A 23,305-nucleotide genomic window follows, 5' to 3' on the forward strand; every position below is an offset into this window, starting at 1 on the left:
TTGGTCACGGTGGGCGGGCGGCCTCCTGCGGGGCCGATGCCTGCGCCCACCAGGCGCGATGCCCGCTCCCTGAACGTCCCCCTACTCAGAGGAACCCCTCATGCAAGCCATCACCGTCCAGGACCGCGACGCCGGTGTCAGCGGCCTGAGCCTCTCCGAGCTGCCCCACCCGCACGCCGCTGAGAACGACGTGATCGTGGAGGTCCACGCCGCCGGGTTCACCCCGGGCGAGCTGGACTGGCCGGGCACCTGGACCGACCGGGCCGGTCGTGACCGGACCCCGAGCGTGCCCGGCCACGAGCTGTCCGGTGTGGTCACCGAGCTCGGCTACGGCACCACCGGCCTGACGGTCGGGCAGCGTGTGTTCGGTCTGACCGACTGGGCCCGCAACGGCTCGCTGGCCCAGTACACGGCAGTCGAGGCCCGCAACCTCGCCCCGCTTCCGGCCGATGTCGACCACGTCACCGCCGCCGCGCTGCCGATCTCCGGGCTCACCGCCTGGCAGGCCCTGTTCGACCACGCCCACCTGATCACCGGCCAGAGCGTACTCATCCACGGCGCCGCGGGCGGCGTCGGCTCCATCGCCGTGCAGCTGGCCCGCGAGGCCGGCGCCCGGGTGATCGGCACCGGCCGGGCCGGCGACCGGGACACCGCCCTCGGCCTGGGTGCGGACGCCTTCGTCGACCTCCAGGCCGAGAAACTGGAGGACATCGGCGAGGTCGACGTGGTGCTTGACGTGATCGGCGGTGAGATCCTCGAGCGCTCCACCGCACTGGTCCGCCCCGGCGGCACCCTGGTCACCATCGCCGAGCCGGTCACCGTCCACCCCCGCGACGGACGAGCCGTCTTCTTCGTCGTCGAACCCGACCGGGCTCGCCTGGCCCACCTCTCCCAGCGGCTGCGGGACGGCAGCCTCAAGCCGATCGTCGGCGCCGTCCGGCCGCTCGCCGAGGCAGCCTCCGCGTTCACGCCGGACAAGCGCACCCCCGGAAAGACAATCATCCGCGTCGCTGAAGACTGAGCGAGACCCCCCGTGGCCGAGGGGCGGCGGGCGTAACGCTGGTCGGCGCGGCCGGAGCTCAGGAGCCGACGGGGACAGCGTCTGGGGTGCCCTGTGACCGCGCCGTCTTCTGGCCGACTTTTCCGCGTGCGATGGTGCGGGGGTCGATGGCTTCGAGTGGTGAGTCGACCGACCGTGTGGGGGCACTCGGGGTCGTCGGGGCAGTGGGGTCGGTCGTGGGGCAGCAGGTAGAAGGTACGGCGTGCCCGCAGGCGACTGTCAGCGGTGCGCGTGGCCTTGGGGGTGAGGTTGGTGTAGCCGATGAGGCGGCCGTCGCGCTCGTAGCGGGGCTTGCCCTTGCGGGTGCTGACCTTGTCGAGGGCCTGGCGGACGTAGTCGAGATCGGTGGGGTCTTCGAGCCACACGACCTCGGCCTCCAGGGCGAGATCGCCTTCTTGCGGCATCGCGCTCATCGGGCCTCCTGTGTTCGGGCAGTCGGTGGACGGCCTGTCCTGGTCTTTGATCGGCTGTGGCGTGGGCAGCCGCTCCGCTGCTGCTCTTGCCAGCGGTCATTTTTCGTAGGTTCGGGCTGCCGGGCGTCCCAGTGTGCCTGGTGGTGTCACGAGTTCGTGCCTGCCTCGGTGTCGTCGGGCAGCAGGGCCAGGCCGGGTAGAGCTTGGCAGAACGGTGGTTGCCCAGCAGCCAGGGCTTGTGGGCGGGGGTGAAGGTGAAGAAGTCCTGCCGCATGCGGCGGGCTGTGATGGTGTCCCCACCGGTCAGCAGCTTGACGCGGTCCTCGTTGAACTTGTCGTTCGGCTTGAGCTCACTGCTACGACGATGCGCCGGCCGTGCAGCTCGGTGAGCTCTGTGGAGTGTTCGGTGAACTTGCCTTTCTCCATGAGGAATCCGGACGGGGCGGCGTTCGCGCAGTAGCCGTGAATCCGCATCGTCACTTCGAGCAGGACGGACTTGCCGTAGGCACCGGAGCCGTAGAGGAACGGCAGGATCTGTGCGCCGACGTCGCCGGTGATGAAATAGCCGAGCAGCAGGTGCAGGAAGCGGGTGGTCTCGCGTCCCTTGTCGTCGCTGCCGAAGGTGCCGCGCAGGAAGCTGTCCCAGCGCGGGATCGGCATCTTCTGTGGTGCGACGGTGGTGGCACGATGACCACATAGGACCCGGTCTAATACTCCAGTTAGATTTCGTGTCCTGAGCTGCTGTTTGTCGTTGGTCGGGTATGGACGTGATACCTGAAGTCGATTGCTGGAAGGCCGAGTTGGAGTCGGTTTTGGCTCGGGTGGCGGGCCGGTTCGGGCGGGCGGATCTGCGGTGGCGGATGCGTGACTACGTGCGGGGACTCATGGCGCCGGTCGGGCGGAAGAACGGCTGGCAGCTGGCCGAGTGGGCCGGCCACCGTGATCCGGCGGGCCTGCAGCACCTGCTGAACGGTGCCCGCTGGGACGCCGATGCCGTTCGCGACGACGTGCGGGACTACGTCGCCGAGCGGCTCGGCCCGGGCGGGGTACTGATCATCGATGACACCGGGTTCGTCAAGAAGGGCACCACCTCGGCCGGGGTGGGCCGGCAGTACACCGGCACCTCAGGGAAGATCGACAACTGCCAGATCGGCGTGTTCGCCGCCTACGCCACCGCCCGCGGCCGGGCCCTGGTGGACCGGGAGCTCTACCTACCGAAAGCCTGGACCTCCGACCGCGAGCGGTGCCGGGCAGCAAAAATCCCTGATGAACGCGGCTTCGCCACCAAGGGCGAGCTGGCCCGGGAGATCGTGCGCCGCTGCCTGGCCGCGGGCCTCCCGGCCGCCTGGGTGACCGCGGACGAGGCTTATGGGCAGGACTGGAACTTCCGCCGCCTGCTCGAGCAGCTCGGCCTCGGTTACGTGGTTGCAGTGCCCAAGTCCCAGCAGATCAAGTCCCTAGCCGGCTGCTGGCGCATCGACCAGCTCATCGACGAAGCCCCCGCCGATGCCTGGCAGCGGCTGTCCTGCGGTGACGGGGCGAAGGGCCCGCGCGTCTATGACTGGGCCGCGGCGAAACTGCCCGCCAACATCATTTTCGACCCAGATCCGCCGACCCATAATCGCTGGGTGCTGGCCCGTCGCAGCCTGTCCGACCCCACCGAGATTGCCTACTACCTTGCCCACGCACCCGTCGGCATCGAGATCGACGAACTCGCCCGGATCGCCGGTAGCCGGTGGGCAGTCGAGGAATGCTTCCAGGCCGCGAAGAACGAGTGCGGCCTGGACGAGTACGAGGTCCGCCGCTATCCGGGCTGGTATCGGCACATCACCCTGGCCATGCTCGCGCATGCCTTCCTGACCGCCCTGGCTGTCCAAGAGGCCCACCGGGAAACCGCAGAAACGAACCGACCAGCCTCGTCTCCCTCACCGTGGCAGAAATCCGACGGCTCCTGGACACTCTGCTGCCCCACCCCAGACCCGAACTCAACCAGCGTCAGCATGCCCTGAGATGGTCCCACTGGCGCAGACACCACCAAGCCATCGCCCAACGATGCCACTACCGGAAAAGACCCAGCTCAGGACACCAAATCTGACTGGAGTACTAAGGACGGGTTCTTATCCGAAGGACGCCAAGAGTTCACGCTCTCTGTCCGGGGCGAGGCCCGCGCGGCGTGGCCGATGCAGTCCCTGCTCGCGTTCCCATCGCAGTGTGTCGGCAAGGAGGTCGATGCGGGAGCGGTGGCGCAGGCCCGCGGAAGTGGCGGCAGATCCGTCGCGCGCCGCCCAACCCTCCCATCCTGGTTCGACCACCCACATGGGCAGTGAGTCGGGGCCCATGTACTGGCCCACTCCGTGCGCGAGGAGCTGCTGGGACGCCACCGTGATGACCGGTCCGGTGTGTCCGCCGACGCTGCGGGACAGCTCGATCCACTCGGCGAAGGGCATAGTCGGGCCAACCGCGTTGTACGTGCCTGTGACTCGGTGTTCTGCAGCGTCGAGGAGCCAGGCCGCCAGGTCGCGCGCGTCGATGGTCTGCGTCGGGGCTTTCGGGGTGTCGGGGACAAGTAGCGGCGCCTGGGGGGCACGGGCGGCACGGGCGACCCAGTAGCCGGAGCGGTCGCTGTGGTCTCCGGGCCCGCCGATGAGTCCGGCGCGTGCGATCAGGAGGCGGTCGGCCAGGGCCGTCTGGGTGAGCGTTTCGCAGGCGGACTTGGCCTCGCCGTACCGGTCACGGTCGACCTCTTCGTGGTCTGTGGCGGGCAGCAGGGCGGCGGACTCGCCCGCGCCGGGCTCGCCGTGGGAGGCGTATGCGCTGACCGAGGAGACGTAGATCCAGTGACGTGCCCGCGCGCCCAGGGCCGCAACTGCGTTCCGTACGAAGCCGGGCTGCCAGGACACCTCAAGCACAGCGTCCCATTTCCGGCTGGGCAGGGACGCGTACGCGGCGGGGTTGCGCCGATCCGCGGCCACCAGGCGCGCGCCTTCCGCCACGGGCCCGCTGTCGCCACGAGCCAGGCACGTCACGTGGTGGCCGCGGTCGAGGGCCTGCCGGGACACTTCACGCCCCAGCCAGGCCGTACCGCCGAGAACAAGGATCTCCATGCGCTCCATGGCGGAACTCAATCAGCGCGGCCCGATCACGCCAAGAGGCTTCTGCTGTGGGCAGAGCCCACATCTGCCCAAATCATCTTCCTTATACGTCAACCGCTCCACTGGCACCACGAGAGGGGTTCACGGACGGGCTTTCGGCGCTACCGAATAGCGCACGGTCAGAACAACACCTCTTCACCAGTACTGGCGATGGTGCATCACTCCTCGTCTTCGCAATCCGGGTCAACGGGCAGATCGGTGGCGGGCACAGGGCTCTTGCGAGGGCGGGCAGGAGGAGGGCGGCTCGCGGGGCGGAATCAGGTCTGGCAGCGCACGGGCTCGCAGATCGTCGTGTGCACGGTCGATCTCCGCCTGCACCTCCTCTGCGGTCGGCGTGCGCCGGCGGCCCGGAGTGGTGGGACCGGTGGTGGCGGAACAGCTGGTGCGGCGCAGCCGGTCCGCTGCCTTCAGATCAGCTTTCAGGGCCCGGGCCTTGTGCGTGCGGACCGCGGCCAGGGCGCGCTGCTGGCCGGGAGTGGCAGCCTCGGCGAGACAGGCGGTGCCCAGATGCCGCCCATCCCCCACGGCGGCGAACACCTCCACCGTGCCGTCGTAGTACGGCAGATAGCGAACCCGGACCCGCACACCGACATGACTGGCCAGGGCGGCGTTCAGCGGCCCCACCGAGGCGACTCCAACTGGCCCCAGCTTGAGTGGCGTTCGCGAAGATCAGGCGGCGTGAAGTGGCCACGCAGGGCGATTTGAGCTGGGACCACTTGGACGGTGAAAGTGGGAACGTGGTGACGGCTGCGAGGGGTCCCATCGGCGCGGATGAGGACGCCGACGAGATGACAGCGCAATGCGCGGGTGGACAACAACTTCACTATCCGTCCGGCCGAACCTGACGAACTGGACGTCGTTGCCGCGCTTCGACGGCAGTGGGTTCTTGAAACGAAGGTGTCCCCGTCACCGGACGCGAAGAGTTCGTGCGGCACTTCGCCACCTGGGCACGGGAGAACACGTCTTCGCATCGCTGCAAGGTGCTGGCCCGCGGCGAGGTGATCATCGGGATGGCGGGTCACTGCGCACTCCAGCCCCCGAGCGATCCCGGCCTACTCCCGCCACGGTTTTGAGGCTTCGCCGAGCCGGTCCAGCAGGCCACGACCAACGTGTCGCCGGAGCGCAGGTAGTCGAGCGCCTTCCACAGCTCTTCGCGCTCGATGTTCTTGCCGGACTTCCTGTCCGCGAACGCGCGAATGCACCCGGCCGCCGTCAGCGCAGCGATCCGACGGTCGAGCTTCGACAGCCAGGCTGGCCTGCACTTCATTCGCACGGAGGGACCGCCGCCGGTGTCCGCGAATCGTTCGAATCCCGCCGACGGTTGTCACCTCGGGTCGGCCGGTGCCGTCCGGCGATCGGTCGTCCTCAACTGACCTCGCCGAGATCCTCATTGAGCCGTGCCGCGGCTTCAACGTTCGACGGCCGACTCACAACCAGCCGGGCCAGGTGTGCTTCAAGGGCCTCGAGTTGCTCGGGCCCCATCTGCGCCGCCCAGCGCTCGCGCACATCGTCGAAGAGCGAGGCGCCGAGCGTCATCATGTCGTGGCCGCGGTCGGTGACCCGCAGCCGTTTGAGGCGGCCGTCGCCCGGGTCGGGCTCCCGCTCGACGTATCCGAGCTTCTCCAGTGCGGCGATCGTCCTAGCAGCGCCCTGTTTGGAGACCGAGAGCCGGCGGCCGAGCTCCGAGGCCGTGTCCGCTCCGTCGTCGACGGCGCGCAGGGCGAACTCATGCGATGCGCGCACGCCCGGGTGCCCGCGATGCGCCAGTTCGCCGTGCACGTCGTCCACCATCGACTGGAAGCCGCCGAGAAGCAGCAGCGCGAGTTCAGCGCCCGGTGAGCGTGCCATGCCACGAAGCATACGAGAAAAGAAAGTCGACAACCATGTTGTCGACCTGTAGATTGACAACTATGTTGTCGATCGAATCCAGGAGAACGATGGACCCCATTACCGGCGGCGCCACCATCCCGGGCGTCGAACACCACCATGTCAGCCTGAACGGGACCGAACTGCACTACATATCGGCCGGGACCACCGGCTCTCCCGTCATGCTGGTCCACGGCTTCCCTGAGACCTGGTGGGTCTTCCACAAGCTGATCCCCCTACTCAGCGAGCACCACCGCGTATTCGCCCCCGACCTTCGCGGCTTCGGCGACTCCGCCACCGCGACCACAGCGCACGACAGCGTGATCGCGGCCCAGGACCTGAGTGAACTGATCGAGCGGCTCGACGCGGGCCCCGTCCACCTCACGAGCCAGGACATCAGCGGCCCCACCGCGTTCCGCGTCACCGCCACACGCCCCGACCTCGTGCGAAGCCATGCGGCCATCGAGACCGGGCTGCCCGGATTCGGTGTCGAAACACTCGCGGACGTCGCCCACGGCGGCGCCTGGCACATCGGCGTGCTCGCCGCCCGGGGCATCCCCGAAATGCTGCTCACCGGACGAGAACGGGCATTCCTCGCGCAGTACGCGATCCCATCGCTCTGCGTGACCCCCGACGCGTTCACCGACGACGACATCGATGAACTCGCCCGCTCCTACGCACGACCCGACGCGTTCAACGGCGCGGCCGGACTGTACCGATCGATGCTCCGCGAAGGCGACGAAATCCGCCAACTGGCATCCCGGAAACTCACCACGCCCGTGCTCGCCGTCGGCGGCAGATCGGGAGAGTTCACCCCGACGACAATGCGCCAGGTCGCCGAGGACGTCAGCACCCTCTCCCTCGACGGGATCGGCCACTATGCGGCGATGGAAGCCCCCGGCAGGCTCGCAGACGGCCTCCTGTCCTTCTACAGGAAGCTCGACAACCTGGGGTAACGCGGGCCGGTCCACGATCACTGACACCCGACCGAGCAAGGCCCGGGAAACGATCACACAGAGCGCGGGAAGTACATGCCGCGGAAGGCGTCTCCGCCCAGTTCGCTCAACTTTCAACGGTGCACCTTCGCCGCGCTTGTCTCATGCCCACGTCGCCCGCACCACCTCCTATCCCTAACAGTCGGCAATCATCTGCTACTTGGTCGCGATGGTCTTGTTTGCTTTGGTGCGGGCCAGTCGGTAGGACTCGGTGCCGGTCTCGATGAGGGTGGCGTGGAAGGTGAGCTGGTCCACGATCGCTGCGCGGAGCCGCGGATCTGTGAACGTTTTGGACCAGCCGTTGAACGCCTCGTTGGAGGCGATGGCGATGCTGTTCTTCTCGTCCTGCTCGGTCAGCACCTGGAAGAGCACCGCGGCACCGCGGCAGTCGAGTTCGAGATAGCCGAGCTCATCGATTTCGAGAAGGTCGACACGCCCGTAGCGGCCGATGGGCAATGGTCTTGCCAAGCTGCTTGTCGTCGGCGGCTTCGACGAGCTCATTCACCAGGGCGACGGCGGTGGTGGTGCAGCGGACGCGGTAGCCAGCCATGGCGGCCGCAGTTCCCAAGCCGATGAGCAGGTGCGACATTCCGGTGCCAGAGTCCCCGATCAGACACAGCGGGTAGCCCTTGGCAATCCAGTCGCAGGTGGCGAGGTTGTGGATGACGGCCGGATCGACGTTGGGGTTCGCACGGTAGTCGAAGTCGCGCAGGGACTTCTCACGGGGAAAATGCGCGGCACGGATACGGCGTTCGGCCCGACGGCGGTCGCGGTCCTCGCACTCGGCCATCAGCAGCTCAGCGAGGAAATCCGCATCGCCACGCAGGGCCAAGCACCCCTGCCACAGAGTCTGTTGTGCCGGCACGCGCGCACGGTGATGACGGCAGTCTCCTTCCTGACGGCCACCGGCGCAGTCCTCTCCGTCGTGCGACAGACCTCGCGGCGCACCACCTTCGTCGGGGTCCTCAACCGCGCCCGCCTTCGAAATGCAGCCGGGTGGCCCATGCCCGGCCGCCGGTGACAAAGCTGTGACACGGGCGCGGACAACGGGTGGGCAGCGCCGCGGGTCGTATGCGGTGAGGGCGATCGCCCCGCAGACCAGCGAAGACGACGACACGGGGGAACTGACCATGATGATCCGTACACGCACCCGGATGCGCCGGGTACTGCCGGCCCTGGCCGCCCTGGTGGCTGCCGCGTCGGGCGCCGCCGCGCTGACGACACCGGCCGCCGCGGCCGGTACCCCGCGCTTTTTGGCACCGTCCGAGTTGCCGCCGCACCCGGCGTCCGCCTGGTTCGCCGGCCCGGTCACGGCCGGGCAGCCGGACCCGCTGCCCATGTGTGTGGGCGAGGCACTGCCGTCGACCTCGGTGCACCGCACGTACCGCACCGACTACGACACCGGCGCGCTGCAGGTGACGGTCGTCGAGCGCAGTGTCGTGCGTGCCAAGGCATTCGCAGCGCTGCTGCGCAAGGACCTCGCCGGGTGCGCGAAGAAGGTGATGGAGCAGGATCCCGAGACCAGCGCGAAGCAGAAGAACTACGGGCGCCTCGCCGTGGAGGAAGGCGCGTATGTGTACGGGGTGCACACGACGACGACGTGGGGCGCGTCCGACATCAATCTGTTCTCGGTCGGCCGTGACGGGAACGTCGTCACCGTCGTCCAGTGGGGGCAGATGGGCTCCTTCGCCGACGCCCGGGTGGCCGCCTTCAAGAAGACGACGGTCACCGCGGTGAACAAACTGCGCTGACGCAAGAACAGCCGTCCCCGCACCGCTTTGTTCGCGGTGCGGGGACGGCTGTTGTGCGTTGAGATGCTGCGTCCGGAGGAACGTCCGCAGCTGTGTACCTGCTTCTGATCCTGGAGCGCCATGCTCACTCCACGACGCGCAAGGGAGGTGTGGCAGTTGCCACCTGGAGCCTGATCGCCTTGCTGCCTATGGGGGCAACCGCCTGGTCCGGGGCTCAGGGTCTCGTGCGGCTGGGACTGGCCGGAGACGAAGTCCGGGTCCGTCTTTCACAGTGCCAGTCCGAAGGCGGAAGCCGAGGGGGAAGCTACGTCGAGTGCTCCGGCCGACCTGCGGGTGACGAGAGCACGGACACCGTGAAGGTGCGCTACGACAGCAGGTCGGGAGAGGTGGTGTCCGCCGGCACGACACCGTGGGGCAACCTTGAGGTGATCGACACGAGTTTCACGTCGCGGGGCACGGCAGTTCTCTCTTCGCTGCTGGCGCACATGACTGGCTGGCCACGCATGAACCTGGCTCCCCTCATCAGGCCCCTTGGAATCGATCATCTAGGCTGGCGCGGTGACTGATGAGCAGGAGCGGGTGCAGCCGTCAGGTGTGTGGGCCACGGCGGTGGGGGTGGCCAGGGTGCGGGCGCTGGAGAGCGAGCGGGAGAACGCGCTGTTCCGCGACCCACTGGCACAGGCCTTCGCCACCGCCGGCGGCCTGTGGCCCTCCTCGCCGCCGCCCGATGACGAGGCCGCGCGACGCCGCCGGCTGGCCGTGTCGTTCTCCATCGTCATCAGGACGAAGTTCCTCGACGACCTGTTGCAGCAGGCCTCCGCGTCCGGGGTCCGGCAGGTCGTGCTGCTCGGCGCCGGCATGGACAGCCGGGCCTTCCGGATGGACTGGCCCGAGGGCACCCGGCTGTTCGAGGTCGACACCGCCGCGCCACTGGACTTCAAGGCTTCGGTGCTGCGCCAGGAGCGGGCCGTCGCACGTTGCGAGCGGATCACCGTCGCGGTGGATCTGCGTGAGGACTGGCCAGGCGCGCTGGCTGCCGCAGGGCACGACCCGGCGGTGCCGACCGTGTGGATCGCCGAAGGACTACTGATCTATCTGCCCGAGGACGCGGTGGAGCTACTGTTGGCCCGGATCAGCACGCAGTCGGCGGCAGGCAGTCGGATGGGGCTGACATTGGGCTCGCGGGGCGTGATCGAGCGCTTCGGCGCGGACGCCGCGCCGGGATCGGCGGCGTCCATGTGGGTCTCGGAGATGCCCGACGACCCGGTGGGCTGGCTGGTCGGGCACGGCTGGGAGGCAGACAGCCACACCCTTCGCGAGCGCGCTGCCGTCTACGGCCGCCCGATCAGCACCCCGCCGCAGCGCGAGGAGCGGCCCGGCGGACTGATCTCGGCGGTTCGCCGGTAGAGCGCCTCCCGGATGGAAGCTGTGTAGTCGCGCCGCCGGAGGTCGTCCCGGTCTCGTAGCAAGTTAAGGGCGCAGGATCAGTTTCCCCTTCGTGCGGCGGCCGAGCAGGTCCTCGTGCGCGTCGCGGGCTCGCCCCAGGTCGTACTCCGCGCCGACCAGTGGCCGCAGGCGGTGGTGTGCTGTGAGGTCGAGCAGTTCGTTCAGCGCTGTGCCGGCGGCTCCGTGCCGGGCGATGAGGGGGACGAGCCAGAAGCCGGCGACGGTGATGGTGTCCACCGCAAGCCGGCTGGGCGCGATCGCGGTGGCGGGTTGTCCGGACGAGGTGCCGTAGGTCACCAGTCGGCAGAGATATCCGAGTGTGTCCAGTGCGGAGTCGAGGACGGGTCCGCCGATGGCATCCAGGACGATGTCGACCGGGCGTCCCTGATTGGCGTCGAGGACGCGCTCACGGTACCCCTCCGCGTCGCCGTCGATCGCAGCATCCGCCCCCAGTCCAAGGGCAAGGGCGCGCTTGTCCTTCGACGATGCGGTGGCGATGACTCGTCCTGCGCCGAATTGCCGGGCCAACTGGACGAGGAGACTGCCGGTGCCGCCCGCAGCGGCATGGACCACCACGGTCTCACCGGGCCTGATACGTGCGACAGATCGTAGGAGATGCCATGCCGTCACCCCCTGTACGAGGACGGCCAGCGCTTCGCCCGCGCTCACTGCATCGGGCAGGACGATCAGGTCGCGGTCGGCCACGACCGTCTTCGCGGCGTAACCACCCTGCGATACGTAGCCGAGGACTCGTCGGCCTGCTGTGGTCCGTCCGACAACTGCCATGCGCACCGTATCCGTGTCGGAGCACGGAGCACGGACCGGGCCAGGTCCACCAGACCGCCGCAGACAACGGGGCCCGCCAGGCGCTTGGCGAAGCCGGCGCCGGTGAAAGAGACGTCCTCGGTGAACCGGACTCCGAGGAAGAGCGCGTCGCCGCACAATGCCGCGTCCGGGAAAGTGGTCCTCTCTCCGGCCTCCACCGAGGCGTACTGAAAGAGCGCCTTTGGCGATCCGGCACATCAGCTACATGCCGCCGACGTTGCCGGTGATCGTGGAGATCGTGGACTTGGAGATCTCGGTGCCGTACACCCCGGCCTGATGCGTGGAGATCTCCCCCTGTGTGAGCCCATTCCGCCGACAGCGACAGGACCATCTCGTCCACCCCGCCCAGACGCAGCTGCCGCTTGTTGACCAGCTCCGGTTCGAACGTCCCGGCCCGGTCCCGCATCGCCTCAATCTCCACCGGCCCGGCCTCGGTGGTCACCGTCATGGACCGGTGGCCGTTGCGGTAGTTCTCCCGCCCGCCCTCGGCCCGCTCCCCGGGCGCATGGCCCGCGTGATCGGTGACCTCGCCCTCCAGAGCGGACTCCAACACCCGCCGGGTCACCTCGGCCAGCAGACCACCCTCCCCGGTCAGCTGCACCCCCAGCGGCCTGGGCCCGCGTCACCAGCTCGCCGACCACCCCGTCATCCGCAGGGTCCGACGCGTCCACGGCGGCCTCCACGGCCTTGATGTCACTCCCACGTCAGTCATCAACTGCCGCATACGGCTCAAGAGTCACACCACTCACCGCACAGGCCCTCTGCGAAGGAACAGTCTTCTCCCTGCTCGGACCGAACGGCGTCGGCGGACCCTGGTCGCCGTCCCCGCCACCAGTACGCCCTCTCCCTTCGCCGCTTCCACCGGGCGTCCGGCACACCTGCCCGGGTCGCAACGGCCCAACCCGAGCCCTCATTCCAAGCCGTCGCCCGCAACGCCCACGGGGCACCTGCCTGACCTGCACGGCACGGTCCGCGGTCAGCCTTCCCGCCGGGTGACCCGATCACGCTCGCCGGTCACCGGAAGCACCGACGGCGACGGGGAGAAGCTGCGGCGCTCCTGGAAGTAGGCGTATCCCATCAGACCGATCAGGACCGCCAGCAGCACCGCCGACGAACCCGCCGTACCGAGGTCGAGGCCGCCCTTGGTGACCGGCTTGGTGAGGAAGTCACCGGCGGTGGCGCCGAGCGGACGGGTCAGCACGAAGGCGATCCAGAAGAGCAGCACGTTCGGCACCGCGGGCACCCACATCAGGGCCACCAGCACCAGCAGAACACCGGTCACGAGCGCCGCGCCGCCGGCGTAGCCGAGGCCCGAGCTGTCGGAGAGGAAGTCGCCCATCGAGGTACCGAGGGTGTTCGAGACCAGGATCGCCGACCAGAACAGAGCCTCGCCGCGGAAGGTGACGATGTCGCGGATCTGGAAGGTCATGCCGGTCAGCTTCCAGATCGCGAAGATGACCACCAGGATCGAGATCAGGATCGCCGCACCGGTCGGATAGCCCAGGCCCAGGCCCTGCGGGCCCCAGCCCAGTGAAGTGGTGCCGCCCGAGAGGAACTTCGCGCTGGCATCACGGTTCATGAAGTCGGACATGGTGGTGCCGGCCATGCTGGTCGAAAGGATCACGGTCCAGTAGAAGAACGGGTTGTAGCGGCGGGAGCGCAGCTGAACGACCAGGGTCACCACGAAGAGCAGGAACAGGGCGAGCGTGGTGAGGAAGTAACCGATCTTCAAGGTCTGCGCGAAGAGGTCACCTGCCGTCTCGCCCAGAGTCGTCGCGGCCACCTTCATGATCCAGAAGGCCAGGGTGGCCTCGGGCAGCTTCTTCATCACCGACTTGGCCGTGGTCACGGCCGACTGATGCGTGCTCGCAACGTCGAGGTCGGGGATGACTTCCGAATTCTCCACGGACACTCCTGGTTCTGTGAGGGAAGGCAGCCGCTCGACGACGGCTGCCGCAGTGTCCGACGCTCGCAGTGATCGCCTGAACACATCCTGAAACGATGTGTAGCCGTTCAGTGACCTTACGTGTTCGGCTCCGTCGCGTCTTTTCAGGTCACGGCCAGGTAGACGACCAAGCCGAGACGTCAGGAGCTGCGCACTGGTGACGGCCGAGCCCAGGCTGATTCCGCCGTCACCGGTCGGCTGGGTGTGGTCACCTGCGCCGCGCTCACCTCGGTGGTGGCGCCCTGGCTCGCGGGCCTGCTGTAGCGGTGCTGAGGCGCGATCCAGATTTTTCGGAGTTCGGCGGTCTGTGGATGTCGAGAGCGTGCCACCGGCCGCACGAGGAAGAACCAGTGCACCGGACTCGACGGCGTCCGCTGTGACATCGCGATGGTCCGGACCCCGGACGGTCACAACCGGCTCGAGCTGGCGAAGTACCGCAGCCCCGCGGTGATCAGCACCGGGCTGCGCAACGGGCCGCACAACATTCTGGGCACGCACCGCGTCATGTTCGCCGTCGACGACATCAAGGACACCGTTGCCCGCCTGCGCCCTCACGGCTCCGAACTCGTCGGCGAGATCGCCCGGTTCGAGGACAGCTATCTGCTCCGCTACCTCCGCGGCCCGGAGGGCATCATCGTCGGACTGGCCGAGCAACTGCACTGAGAAGGAGAAACCGAACCACGCAGCCGAACGAGATCATCGAGGTTCTGAACCGCCCGATCAGCCAGGAGCTGCTGGCCCGTGACGTGACCCGCCTGGCCTACGTCACCAAGGACAGAACCCCGCGTAACGTACCGTGCGCCTTCACCTGGAGCGGGTCGCACACCGTCATGTGTACGACGAAGAACGCGCCCGAACTCCCGCGGCCACCCTCGCGAGCAAGCTCCTGAAACGACGGCACCAGTAGGTGAGACACATCTGAGTGTCTGGAGAACCGTAGAACTCGATCTCTTACCACCAGCCTGGTCCCTTGGGCCGCTTCGGGACGGCCTCGGCGAGCGCGACAGCCACGGGATACTCCACGCCGCCAGCCTGCGGTGGCCAGGCCACGCAGCCTGAAGGCTTCCGTTCCGGCTGCGACGTGCGCTGGGCCTCCGTGATCCTCATGCTTACGGTGCCACCAGTCGAACAGGCGACACCTCAACATGCGAGCCCACCAGTCCCGAGGGCTGTAGCGCCGGAGCTTTTGACCTGCTGCGATTTAATTTCGGATGCAGTGGTCCCGGCCCCGGCTGTCCGCCTGGCTCGAGGAACCGATACTCGGCGCCACGTCACGACATCGGACGCGTCCTCGCTACCGGCCAGACACACGCCCCCGCCACCCACCACAAGACGGAAACGAAACTGCGCCGAGCTGCATAGCTGACCAGCTCACCGCATCGACGCGGTCGGCGGGCGCTCGCGCAGGGCTCCGTAGGCGAGAAAGTACGCCGGCACCCGGTTCAGCCACCGCGAGGTGGTGAGCAGCTCGGTCACCCGCTGCGCCCGCCTGGGGTCGCCGAAGGGCGGGCGTCCCGCCAGCAGCGGTTCGATGACCCGCGCGTGGGCGATCCGTTGCAGCGCCTGCATCGCGGCCGCGGTCGGCCAACGGCGGCGCTGGACGCTGCGTACGTCCCGCAGGCCGACCACTCCCCTGCTCAGCGGTTCGACGAGATACCGCGCGGCGGCCACGGCGTCCTCGACGGCGAGGTTGATGCCAATGCCGAAGACCGGCGACATCGCGTGCGCCGCGTCGCCGATGCACAGCAGCCCCGGGCGGTGCCAGCGCCTGAGGCGGTCGAGCCGTACGTCGAGCAGCTTCACCTCATCCCACGACCGCAGCGTGCCCACCCGGTCGGCGAGCCACGGGACGGCCGCCGTGAAGTCGGCCATGAACCGCTCGAGACCGGCGGCGCGGCGCTGGGCGTCGGCTCCCTTGGGGATCAGCGCGCCGCACTGCCAGTAGTCTCCACGGTCGATCATGGGGGCGAGGAACCGGTCGCCGACGCCTCCCACGAGCCCGTGCGGGTCGCCTTCCCGCCGCGGCAGCCGGAACCACCAGGCGTCCATCGGGCAGGTGAAGCTCCGCAGTCCCAGTTCGGGCAGCGACCGGGCCAGCGAGCTCCGGCCGTCGCAGGCCACCGTCAGAGTGGCCCGCAGCTCACAGGTACGGCCGTCGGACGTGCGGTACCGCACCCCTGTGACCCTCCCGCGCTCCACCAGGAAGGACGTCACCTCGGTACTCATCCGCAGGGAGAAGGACGGCTCCCGCCGGGCCTCGTCCGCCAGGAGGTTGAGAAAGTCCCACTGCGGCACCATCGCAATGTAGTTGTACGTGCCCCGCAGCGCGCCGATGTCTCCGACGGTAACCAGCGAACGGCCCGGGCCGAACGGCAGTTGGACCGTCGTCACCCGCCGCTGCGGCAGCTGGGCGAACCGCTCGGCCAGGCCCAGGTCGTCCAGCAGCGCCAGGGTGGACGGATGCACGGTGTCGCCGCGGAAGTCGCGCAGGAAGTCGCCGTGCTTCTCCAGGACCGTGACCTCGACGCCGGCCCGGGCCAGCAGCAGGCCGAGGACCATTCCGGCGGGGCCGCCGCCCACCACACAGCACGTGGCCCGCTCCATCGCATCCGCTCCCTTCGGTGAACGCCCAGGATCGACCACACTGGGACATATAACCGCATGAGACGCACTTCGGGAGCATGATGAGCCGGCAGCCGGTCCTTTTGCCCTACGCTGACCCGGCGTTCGTGGCGGACCCCTGCCCGTTGTACCGGCAGCTGCGCGAGGAAGGACCGGTGCGGCGCACCGTCATCGCCGGCGGCCTGGAAGCCTGGCTGGTCACGCGGTACAAGAACGGCCTCTCGGCGAAGAAGGACGGAGAGAGCGTCACTACGATCGCCCACTCGCCGCGGGCCTGAATGTCGTGCAGTACCTCGCGCAGGCCGGTGATCCCTGGGTGTTCGGGGGGCCAGCTCTCAGGAGTAGACCACCAGGCGCCGTCTGGCTAACGACCTGACATCCACCGGCACTTGGGCCAAGGGGCCTCAACCACTCGCTCAGAAGCTGTCGGAAGCATCCTCATACCGAGGGTGTGCTGCCGGAGGCATCATGTCGCTGGATATCGCCCATCGCTCATGGTCCTGCCAGACCCCATCGATGGGCTGGAAGCCGGGAGAGTAGCCCTCACGCCGGAACCCCAGGCGCTCAACCAGCTTCAACGAGGCTGTGTTCGCGGGCTGGATGTTGGCTTCCAGCCGGTGCAACCCCAGTTCGGAGAAGGCAAACCGTACAACGAGATCCAGGCCCTCAGTCATGTAGCCGCGGCCCGTGGTGGAGGCGTAGGCGACGTAGCCCAAAGCGCCGCTCTGCAGCGACCCCTTGACGATGTTGTTGATGTTGACTCCGCCGACGATCTCCTCTGTCTGCCGCAGGCAGACGACGAACCCTTCGTGGGTGGGTTGGTCGAATCGGGCAATGTATGAGGCGAACTCTTGGCGGGTGCTCCCGCGGCTGGGCACCCAGGGATGGTGCAACTTGGTGCTGGCCCGGGTCAGAGCGGTGGTCTCCTCGTAGTCCTGGTCGCAGACGCGCCGAATCGCCACTCGTGGTCCGTGGGAAAGGAAGGACGTAGGCATCCGGCGATCATAGAGAGCCACCTCCGCAGACGCCCCACGACCAGTACGACAGGCCGGCGTCGACGCTGTACTCCTCACCGCCCCTCTCAGCGAAGCGGAGTGCCCCCGTGGGTGACCGCGCTACGCCTCACTCTGACGACGACCGCGGACGGCACCGTTAGGGACGGCCGGTGAGCCGCCTCCGCAACCGGCGCGACCGCGTGCGCGCACCCCGATCTGACCGGGCCCGGGTCGGAGACGGCTACCTGGCGGTCCCGTGTGGGCCGGTGCCGCCGAAGAAGGTGGTCAACGTCGCGGTCACGACCGGGTGCTCCTTCGCGTACGGGCAGGTGCAGGTCAGTGGCTGCTGCGGGTGCGGGTGGCGTGGTACTGGGTGTCGGTGACGTGCTCCAGCCAGGTGGTCTCCGGGCGGTCGTCGGCCGGTGCGGTGCCGTCCCACAGTGCGAGGTGCTGCATGAAGTTCTCCTCGGTGGCGCCGTGCCAGTGGTCTTCGCCGGGCGGGCAGGTGACGGTCTCGCCGGGGTGGGCGGCGTACACGGTGCCGTCGCGGGTGCCGATGAGGGCGATGCCGGCGACGACGTGCAGGGTCTGGCCGACGGCGTGGTGGTGCCAGGCGGTACGGGCGCCGGGGGCGAAGCGCACCATGTTGGCGCGGATGCGGGAGGGCTCGGTGCCGGCGTGGATGACGTCGAACCAGACGTCGCCGTTGAACCAGTCTGCCGGGCCCTTGCCGGTGGGCTGCGGCTTGACGAATTCCATGACGTACTCCTTGGTGCGTAGGGGGCCTGGATCAGGCGGTGTCGGTGTGGGCGAGGTTGCTACCCAGGGCGCGGGAGGCGGTGGCCTGCGTGGAGATCTCCTGGCCCTTGGCCTCGGCGGTGGGGATGGCGTCGTCGCCCGCGACGAACCGCAGCGGTGGCTCGTTGAGGTCGGTGACCTTCAGCAGGGCGTCGGCGAGCTTGGCCGGGTCGCCGGCCTGCTGACCGTTCATCGACTGCCACATCGCCTTGGTGGTCTTGGTGCGCTCGGCGTAGTCGTCGATGGACAGCTCCGCCCAGCTGGTGGAGGCGTTCACGAGCAGCTCGGTGCGGAAGAAGCCGGGCTCGACGATGGTGGTGCGGATGCCGTAGGGCTCGACGTCGTAGCGAAGAGACTCCATCCAGCCCTCGAGGCCGAACTTGGAGGCGGCGTAGGCGACGCAGAATTCCTGGCCGACCAGCCCTGCGATCGAGGAGATGGTGACGATGTGCCCGGAGCGCTGGGCGCGCATGACGGGCAGGACGGCGCGGGTGATGTTCATCGGGCCGAAGAGGTTCGTCTCGATCTGGGCCCGCATCTGGGCGTCGGAGATCTCCTCGAAGTAGCCGGCCTGGAACGTGGCGGCGTTGTTGATGAGTACGTCGATGCGGCCGAACCGGGTCACGGCGGCGTCGACGCCTGCCCGGGCGGCGTCTGTGCTGGTGATGTCCAGGGCGGTGACCAGCAGGTTGTCCTGCTCGCCTCCCAGCGCTTCAAGGACTGTCTCGGGGCGGCGGCCGGTGGCTACGACCTGGTGGCCGGTCGCCAGGGCTCGGCGGGCGATGTCGATGCCCAGGCCGCGGCCGGCACCGGTTACGAAGATGACCTTGCTCATGAGAAAGGGGTTGCTCCTGTGTGAGTAGAAGGTGGGTCAGTGATGCTGCGGGGCGTCGGCGGACGCCAGGACGGCTTTCAACTGGCCGACGGCGCCCATGGCGTTGGGCCAGCCGGCGTAGAACGCCAGGTGAGTGATGGTCTCGGTCAGCTCTTCCTTGCTCAGCCCGTTCTCCAGAGCGAGCTTGAGGTGGAAGCCGAGCTGGTCGGAGCGGTACAGGGCGATCAGCGCGGTGACGGTGACCAGGCTGCGATCCCGCGGGGAGAGCCCCTCGCGCTCCCAGACGTCGCCGAACAGCACCCGGTCGGTGAGGTCGGCGAGCTTGGGGGCGACGTCGCCGATGGCCTTCTGTGCTGCTGATTCCTTTTCCGACACGATGCTCTTTCCTTCCGTTGTCCTGTCCGGCGCAATTCCAGGTTTGCACCCATGCAGGCGGCCATGCAGAGGAGAATTTGTTCCTGGGAGAGAAACATCCTGGGAGGAATCCTTCCCCCTCACGGCGGGCGCTTCCGCTGTCACACTGGGGGCATGAGTCCGACACCGCACCTGAACGAGTTGGGCGAGTTCCTCAAGGCCCGCCGGGCCGAGCTGAGCCCTCGGGCCGTGGGCCTGCCCGACAGCGGCGGGCCGCGCCGGGTCGCCGGGCTGCGCAGGGAAGAAGTTGCCCAACTCGTGTCGATCTCCACGGACTACTACACCCGCCTGGAGCAGGGCCGGCTGCCCCCTTCGGCGCCGGTGCTTGAGGCGGTGGCACAGGCCCTGCATCTGGATGACGACCAGCGACGCTATCTGTTCGGCCTGGCCGGGAAAGAGACCGCGAGGCCGCGCCGCAGGGCCCGGCAGAAGGTCCAGCCGCAACTGCGCAGGGTCTTGGACGACCTCACCGCCACGCCCGCGATCGTGATGGGCCGCCGGATGGATGTCATCGCCTGGAACCCCCTGGCAGCGGCGCTCGTCACCGACTTCGCCGCCGTCCCGGAAAAGCACCGCAATTACGTACGCATTCTGTTCACCGACCCGACGATGCGCACCCTCTATGCCGATTGGAAAGGCGTCGCCCGCACCGCGGTTGCGCAATTGCGCATGGAGGCGGCGAAGTATCCCGACGATCCTCGTCTGACCGCTCTGGTCGGCGAGTTGTCCGTTCAGGACGAGGACTTCCGCCAGTGGTGGGCCGCGCATCATGTCGCCACCCTCAGCGTGGGCACGAAGGTCCTCAACCACCCGGTCGCAGGCGAGCTCTCCCTGGACTGGGACACCCTGACCGCCAGCACCGACCCCGACCAGCAGCTCGTCGTCTGGACGGCCGAAGTCGGTTCCCCCACCCACGACGGGCTGCGCATTCTCGCCTCCTGGGCGGCCGGCCAGCACCGGACCACCGCGGAGCCCGCCGGATGAACCTCGTGTAGTCAGTCCCGGCGGGTCTGCTGCCCGGTGGCTTCCGGAGCGGGCTCAGGGCGTGGCGCCGGCTGTGGTGCGGTCATGTCGAGCAGGAGCAGGGCGTCGTGATCGGGAGTGCCGGGTTCGGCGGTGTAGACGCCGATGCGCTGCCCAGGGGTTCCTTCCACCTGCAGGGACTGCGACGTGAGGGTGACTGTTCCGACCTGCGGGTGCTGGAACGTCTTGTGGGCGGGCTTGCGGCCCGTCACCTCGTAGCGCTCCCAGAGTCCCGCGAAGTCGGGGCTTTTGAGGAGGAGTTCGCCGACGAGGTGAGTGAGGTCGGGGGCGTCGGGGGCGGTGCCGGCGATGGCACGCAGGCGGGCGACGCACGCGGTGATCTGCCGGTCCCAGTCGGCAAACAAATCCCGGGCAACGGGGTGGAGGAAGAGGTAGCGGGCCAGGTTGCGTTGCTTGACGGGCCAGTCGTCCAGGCCCGCGTACAGGGCGAGTCCGCCGGGGTTCCACGCCAGCATGTCCATGCTCCGGCTGATGACGTACGCCGGGTTCGGGCGGAGCGATTCCAGCAGCAGCTTGAGGTGGGGGCGCACGGTACGGCTGGGCGCAGGCGGCGGTTCGGGGACGTAGCGAGCAGCGCGGGCGGCGAGCTCGCGCAGGTGCTGGTGTTCCTGGTCGTCCATGTGCAGGGCGCGGGCGAGCGAGTCGAGGACGGCGGGGCTGGGGCGGGTCTCCTTGCCGCGCTCCATGCGCACGTAATAGTCGATGCTGATGCCGGCGAGGGTGGCCAGCTCCTCGCGGCGCAGGCCCGGGGTGCGCCGGATGCCGGCGCCGACGGTGAGTCCGACGTGTTCGGGGCTGGTCTGGGTGCGGCGGGCACGCAGGTAGCGGCCCAGCTCGGCGCCCTCGCTGTGCGCGCTCTCGGATGCCATGACTCCAGTCTCACTCGCACATGACCTGGTCCGCAGGTGCGAGGGGGGCCCTGTCATTACCCCCGAAGAGCCCGCCCTGCCACACCGGCGCAATCCGGGCGAAGCTCAATGAGCAAGACGCGGACAGCCCGACTACGGCCGGCGCGGGCACGACCAGCCGGGCTGGGCGAGAGCGAAGAGGCCGGGTGGCGCCACGATGAGGAGAGGACGACATGCGTTACATCAACCTGCGTGACCTGGAGGTTTCCCGGATCGGTCTGGGGGCGATGGGGATGTCTCACGGCTACACCGGCTCCGGCACCGACGACGCTGAGTCGATCAGGACGGTGCACCGCGCGCTGGAGCTGGGCGTCACGCTCATCGACACCGCCGAGATCTACGGCCCCTATATCAACGAGGACCTGCTCGGGAAGGCGCTGAAGGGCCGCAGGGACCAGGTGGTGCTGGCCACGAAGTTCGGCCTGGTCTCACACAGTGGCGAGGGTGCCTGGAACCTGGACTCCAGCCCGGCCAACATCCGTACCGCCGTGGAGGGCTCTCTGAAGCGGCTGGGTACCGATCACATCGACCTGTACTACCAGCACCGCGTCGACCCGAACACCCCTATCGAGGAGACCGCGGGCGCCGTCGGTGAGCTGATCGCCGCGGGGAAGGTGCGTGCCTTCGGCCTCTCAGAGGCCGGGCCGGACACCATCCGCCGCGCGCACGCCGTGCAGCCGGTCACCGCGGTGCAGTCGGAATACTCCCTGTGGACGCGGGGCATCGAGGAGCGCGTGCTGCCGGTGCTGCGGGAGCTGAACATCGGCCTGGTGCCGTTCTCCCCGCTGGGCCGCGGCTTCCTGACCGGCACGGTCCGCTCCACCGACCAGTTCGACGAGGATGACTTCCGCCGCGACAACCCGCGCTTCACCGGCGAGAACTTCCGGCGCAACCTCGCCCTCGCCGACGAGGTCAAGGCCCTGGCCGCCGAGGTAGGCGCCACGCCCGCACAGGTGGCCCTGGCCTGGCTGCTCGCCCAGGGCGACGACATCTCCCCGATCCCCGGCACCAAGCGCGTCAGCCGCGTCGAGGAGAACACCGCCGCCGACGCCGTCACCCTGACCGCCGAGCAGCTCCACCAGCTCTCCAGCCTGCCGCCCGCCGCCGGTGACACCCACACCGAGGCCCAGGCGCAGATGCTCGAACGCTGATCACCCCCACCGCCCAGCACGACCCCCGTTTTGGAGCAGCCCCTCTTATGCGTGCAGCAGTGATGTACGGAGCCGGCGACGTGCGCGTCGAGGACCGGCCCGACCCGAAGATCCTTAAGCCCGCCGACGCCGTGGTCCGCGTCCTCGCGGCCTGCGTGTGCGGCAGCGACTTGTGGCCGTACCAGTCGATGCCCGCCACCGAGACGGGCCGGCCCATGGGGCACGAGTTTCTCGGCATCGTCGAGGAGACCGGCGCGGACGTGCCCGGCCTCAAGACCGGCGACCTGGTCGTCGCCCCGTTCACATACAGCGACAACACCTGCGACTACTGCGCCAAGGGCCTGCACATCTCGTGCCGCGACGGTGGCCGGTACGGATTCGACGGTGTCGACGGCGGTCAGGGCGAAGCCGTCCGCGTCCCGCACGCGGGCGGCACCCTGATCAAGCTGCCGGTCGCCGCCGACACCGCACTCCTCCCGTCCCTGCTGGCACTGTCGGACGTGATGACCACCGGCCACCACGGCGCGGTCACCGCCGGCGTCGGCCGAGGCGACGCGGTGCTGGTCGTCGGTGACGGCGCGGTCGGCCTGTGCGCCGTGATCGCCGCGAAGCGGCTCGGGGCCGAGCGGATCGTCCTCGCAGGCCGCCATGAAGCGCGTACCGGCCTGGGCCGGGAGTTCGGCGCCACCGACGTGGTCGCCGAGCGTGGGGAGGAGGGCATCGCCCGCATCCGCGAGCTCACCGGCGGCGTGGACAAGGTGATCGAGGCCGTCGGCACCCGCCAGGCCCTCGACACCGCCCTGGGCGCGGCCCTGGACGGCGGCACCATCAGCCGCCTGGGCGTCCCGCAGTACGAGCAGGGACCGATCGGCCCGGCCGAGTTCATGCGCAACATCACCCTCACAGGCGGCGCCAGCCCCGCCCGCGCCTACATCGAGCAGCTGCTGCCCGACGTCCTGGACGGCACGATCACCCCCGGCCGCGTCTTCGACCAGGAATTCCCCCTCCACCAGGTGCCGGACGCCTACCGGGCCATGGCCGACCGGCAGGTCCTCAAGGCCCTCATCCGCCCCTGACCCCCACCC

The 23,305-nt window shown here is 68.7% G+C and carries 22 protein-coding genes and 5 pseudogenes; 11 read left to right on the top strand and 16 right to left on the bottom strand.

The genetic code is table 11. From position 1 onward, the window contains the following. The first annotated feature begins 100 nt into the window (after positions 1-100). Complete coding sequence (locus tag OG574_RS01980; RefSeq protein WP_326771545.1) at positions 101-1,021, top strand: NADP-dependent oxidoreductase; 921 nt, start codon at positions 101-103, stop codon at positions 1,019-1,021. 254 nt (positions 1,022-1,275) lie between these two features. Here OG574_RS01980 and OG574_RS52610 read toward each other — a convergent pair. Further along, positions 1,276-1,473: pseudogene (locus tag OG574_RS52610) on the bottom strand (DUF6009 family protein); the annotation flags it as partial. Positions 1,474-1,684: 211 nt separating this feature from the next. Continuing rightward, positions 1,685-2,160 (bottom strand): annotated as a pseudogene (locus OG574_RS01990) (phage/plasmid primase, P4 family); the annotation flags it as partial. A 74-nt stretch (positions 2,161-2,234) separates the two neighbouring features. Here OG574_RS01990 and OG574_RS01995 point away from each other — a divergent pair. Beyond that, complete coding sequence (locus OG574_RS01995) at positions 2,235-3,482, top strand: IS701 family transposase (RefSeq protein WP_442816789.1); 1,248 nt, start codon at positions 2,235-2,237, stop codon at positions 3,480-3,482. Between the two features lie 108 nt (positions 3,483-3,590). On the opposite strand, the gene OG574_RS02000 is transcribed toward OG574_RS01995, so the two are convergent. The 4 genes from OG574_RS02000 to OG574_RS02015 all read right to left on the bottom strand — a co-directional run bounded on the left by OG574_RS02000 (position 3,591) and on the right by OG574_RS02015 (position 6,473). Next, positions 3,591-4,577, bottom strand: coding sequence for an NAD-dependent epimerase/dehydratase family protein (locus OG574_RS02000; protein ID WP_326778328.1), 987 nt, complete (start codon positions 4,575-4,577; stop codon positions 3,591-3,593). 231 nt (positions 4,578-4,808) lie between these two features. Beyond that, positions 4,809-5,249, bottom strand: a complete 441-nt coding sequence (locus tag OG574_RS02005) for a hypothetical protein (RefSeq protein ID WP_326771546.1) — start codon at positions 5,247-5,249, stop codon at positions 4,809-4,811. 394 nt (positions 5,250-5,643) lie between these two features. After that, positions 5,644-5,892, bottom strand: coding sequence for a recombinase family protein (locus OG574_RS02010; RefSeq protein ID WP_326771547.1), 249 nt, complete (start codon positions 5,890-5,892; stop codon positions 5,644-5,646). 98 nt (positions 5,893-5,990) lie between these two features. Next, positions 5,991-6,473 carry a MarR family winged helix-turn-helix transcriptional regulator gene (locus OG574_RS02015; protein ID WP_326771548.1) on the bottom strand — a complete coding sequence of 161 codons (483 nt, stop codon included), beginning with the start codon at positions 6,471-6,473 and terminating at the stop codon, positions 5,991-5,993. Positions 6,474-6,562: 89 nt separating this feature from the next. Here OG574_RS02015 and OG574_RS02020 point away from each other — a divergent pair, with 89 nt between their 5' ends. Then, positions 6,563-7,447 carry an alpha/beta fold hydrolase gene (locus OG574_RS02020; protein WP_326771549.1) on the top strand — a complete coding sequence of 295 codons (885 nt, stop codon included), beginning with the start codon at positions 6,563-6,565 and terminating at the stop codon, positions 7,445-7,447. 195 nt (positions 7,448-7,642) lie between these two features. Here OG574_RS02020 and istB read toward each other — a convergent pair. Further along, positions 7,643-8,294: pseudogene (gene istB / locus OG574_RS02025) on the bottom strand (IS21-like element helper ATPase IstB); the annotation flags it as partial. A gap of 322 nt (positions 8,295-8,616) precedes the next feature. Between istB and OG574_RS02030 the strand changes: the two are divergent. From OG574_RS02030 to OG574_RS02040, 3 genes are all read left to right on the top strand, one after another. Further along, entirely contained in the window at positions 8,617-9,237 is a 621-nt protein-coding gene (locus OG574_RS02030; RefSeq protein WP_326771550.1) for a hypothetical protein, read from the top strand. 92 nt (positions 9,238-9,329) lie between these two features. Further along, complete coding sequence (locus tag OG574_RS02035) at positions 9,330-9,803, top strand: hypothetical protein (protein ID WP_326771551.1); 474 nt, start codon at positions 9,330-9,332, stop codon at positions 9,801-9,803. A gap of 28 nt (positions 9,804-9,831) precedes the next feature. Beyond that, positions 9,832-10,644, top strand: a complete 813-nt coding sequence (locus OG574_RS02040) for a class I SAM-dependent methyltransferase (protein WP_326778329.1) — start codon at positions 9,832-9,834, stop codon at positions 10,642-10,644. Between the two features lie 63 nt (positions 10,645-10,707). On the opposite strand, the gene OG574_RS02045 is transcribed toward OG574_RS02040, so the two are convergent. The 3 genes and pseudogenes from OG574_RS02045 to OG574_RS02055 all read right to left on the bottom strand — a co-directional run bounded on the left by OG574_RS02045 (position 10,708) and on the right by OG574_RS02055 (position 13,414). Beyond that, positions 10,708-11,469, bottom strand: a complete 762-nt coding sequence (locus OG574_RS02045) for a quinone oxidoreductase family protein (protein WP_326771552.1) — start codon at positions 11,467-11,469, stop codon at positions 10,708-10,710. 252 nt (positions 11,470-11,721) lie between these two features. Beyond that, positions 11,722-12,220 (bottom strand): annotated as a pseudogene (locus OG574_RS52615) (transposase); the annotation flags it as partial. A gap of 264 nt (positions 12,221-12,484) precedes the next feature. Next, entirely contained in the window at positions 12,485-13,414 is a 930-nt protein-coding gene (locus tag OG574_RS02055) for a COG4705 family protein (protein ID WP_326771553.1), read from the bottom strand. Between the two features lie 384 nt (positions 13,415-13,798). Here OG574_RS02055 and OG574_RS02060 point away from each other — a divergent pair. After that, positions 13,799-14,116 (top strand): annotated as a pseudogene (locus OG574_RS02060) (VOC family protein); the annotation flags it as partial. A gap of 708 nt (positions 14,117-14,824) precedes the next feature. Here the strand turns inward: OG574_RS02060 and OG574_RS02065 are convergent. Next, positions 14,825-16,057 (bottom strand): FAD-dependent oxidoreductase, encoded by a 1,233-nt coding sequence (locus OG574_RS02065; RefSeq protein WP_326771554.1) that lies wholly within the window; start codon positions 16,055-16,057, stop codon positions 14,825-14,827. A 125-nt stretch (positions 16,058-16,182) separates the two neighbouring features. On the opposite strand from OG574_RS02065, the gene OG574_RS02070 reads away from it, so the two are divergent. Then, positions 16,183-16,353 (top strand): hypothetical protein, encoded by a 171-nt coding sequence (locus OG574_RS02070; RefSeq protein ID WP_398380321.1) that lies wholly within the window; start codon positions 16,183-16,185, stop codon positions 16,351-16,353. Positions 16,354-16,491: 138 nt separating this feature from the next. Here the strand turns inward: OG574_RS02070 and OG574_RS02075 are convergent, their stop codons facing one another. The 4 genes from OG574_RS02075 to OG574_RS02090 all read right to left on the bottom strand — a co-directional run bounded on the left by OG574_RS02075 (position 16,492) and on the right by OG574_RS02090 (position 19,078). Beyond that, positions 16,492-17,070 (bottom strand): GNAT family N-acetyltransferase, encoded by a 579-nt coding sequence (locus tag OG574_RS02075; RefSeq protein WP_326771555.1) that lies wholly within the window; start codon positions 17,068-17,070, stop codon positions 16,492-16,494. Positions 17,071-17,406: 336 nt separating this feature from the next. Further along, entirely contained in the window at positions 17,407-17,829 is a 423-nt protein-coding gene (locus OG574_RS02080) for a (R)-mandelonitrile lyase (RefSeq protein WP_100599166.1), read from the bottom strand. A gap of 31 nt (positions 17,830-17,860) precedes the next feature. Then, on the bottom strand, positions 17,861-18,703 hold the full coding sequence (locus OG574_RS02085; protein WP_326771556.1) for an SDR family oxidoreductase: 843 nt from the start codon (positions 18,701-18,703) through the stop codon (positions 17,861-17,863). A 36-nt stretch (positions 18,704-18,739) separates the two neighbouring features. Continuing rightward, complete coding sequence (locus OG574_RS02090; protein WP_326771557.1) at positions 18,740-19,078, bottom strand: carboxymuconolactone decarboxylase family protein; 339 nt, start codon at positions 19,076-19,078, stop codon at positions 18,740-18,742. 153 nt (positions 19,079-19,231) lie between these two features. On the opposite strand from OG574_RS02090, the gene OG574_RS02095 reads away from it, so the two are divergent. Further along, positions 19,232-20,101, top strand: coding sequence for a helix-turn-helix domain-containing protein (locus OG574_RS02095; protein WP_326771558.1), 870 nt, complete (start codon positions 19,232-19,234; stop codon positions 20,099-20,101). Between the two features lie 11 nt (positions 20,102-20,112). Here OG574_RS02095 and OG574_RS02100 read toward each other — a convergent pair whose 3' ends face one another. Beyond that, positions 20,113-21,030, bottom strand: coding sequence for a helix-turn-helix transcriptional regulator (locus OG574_RS02100; protein ID WP_326771559.1), 918 nt, complete (start codon positions 21,028-21,030; stop codon positions 20,113-20,115). A 212-nt stretch (positions 21,031-21,242) separates the two neighbouring features. Between OG574_RS02100 and OG574_RS02105 the strand changes: the two genes are divergently transcribed. Continuing rightward, on the top strand, positions 21,243-22,220 hold the full coding sequence (locus tag OG574_RS02105) for an aldo/keto reductase (protein ID WP_326771560.1): 978 nt from the start codon (positions 21,243-21,245) through the stop codon (positions 22,218-22,220). A gap of 47 nt (positions 22,221-22,267) precedes the next feature. Further along, complete coding sequence (locus OG574_RS02110; RefSeq protein WP_326771561.1) at positions 22,268-23,296, top strand: zinc-binding dehydrogenase; 1,029 nt, start codon at positions 22,268-22,270, stop codon at positions 23,294-23,296. Positions 23,297-23,305 lie beyond the last annotated feature (9 nt).

The organism is Streptomyces sp. NBC_01445, from assembly GCF_035918235.1.
Lineage (GTDB): Bacteria > Actinomycetota > Actinomycetes > Streptomycetales > Streptomycetaceae > Streptomyces.